The sequence below is a fragment of the Staphylococcus sp. GDX8P54P genome (assembly GCF_017893165.1).
Taxonomy (GTDB): Bacteria; Bacillota; Bacilli; order Staphylococcales; family Staphylococcaceae; genus Staphylococcus; species Staphylococcus borealis.
In genome coordinates this window covers 319-1,168 of the sequence record NZ_JAESMM010000053.1, presented here as the reverse complement: position 1 = coordinate 1,168, position 850 = coordinate 319, and the positions used below count along the sequence as shown (strand labels likewise).

1 protein-coding gene and 1 pseudogene are annotated in these 850 nt (G+C 36.0%); both read right to left on the bottom strand.

The genetic code is table 11. The features are described 5' to 3' along the window. A partial coding sequence (locus KA909_RS12525) for a head maturation protease, ClpP-related (RefSeq protein WP_210130290.1) occupies nucleotides 1-678 on the bottom strand: 678 nt, incomplete at its 3' end. Further along, a pseudogene (locus tag KA909_RS13600) lies at nucleotides 671-850 on the bottom strand (phage portal protein); the annotation flags it as partial. The pseudogene KA909_RS13600 and the gene KA909_RS12525, both read right to left, overlap by 8 nt.

Here is an 850-nt window from a genome sequence, read left to right as displayed (position 1 = left end):
TGTTCCTTCTTCTGCTTCATTAATCATTGCATTAAGAATGCTTCTTTGTTCTTTAAGTCTTGCTACATACTTAGAGTCTTTCAAGTTTTCTACACCTTCTTTCTGCTTCTCAACAGATTTACGAGATGATTTCTCATCTGCAAAACCTTTATTGATTGCTTCATCTGCAGTTAACCACGTTTCATTAGCGATTAGATTATCAATCTCATCACGATCTAAACCTGTTCTATCATGATATATATCAACAATAGATGTATCAATTGCAGTTAAAGCATTCAATGTTTTCTGAATGTCTGATTTGTTACCAAAAGCCATTGTAGAAGCTTCATGTACCATCATATTTGCGCCTGTTCGGATGATAATCTTATCTCCTGCCATTGCAACTAATGATGCAGCACTTGCAGCTAATGCAGTGACTTCAATTGTAATGTGATTTGATAAGGACTTTAAGTAATTATAAATTTCTATCCCTTCAAACACATCACCACCGCCAGAATTTAAACGAATAACAATATCTTCTTTAACATTATCAAGTGAATCTTTCACAGCTTTAGCGCTGATAGTGTCGCCAAGAAAAGATAAGTTAGCAATAGTGCCTGACAACGTTAAGATGTGCTTGTTATTCTTAGTTTCGTTTCTAAAAACTGGCGTGACATTTCTTACAATCGGATTACCCATTATTAGTCTCACCCCCTTCTGTTGATGAAACTGATTCGTAGTTTTTAGTTAATACGTATTCATCTAGGTGTTCATCGTCTCCTGGTTCATCTCCGAGCATTACACGGATTTGATTACCAGTGTATGTACCAGATGAGCGTAACTTATCAACCGCTTCAGATAATTCGAGTGG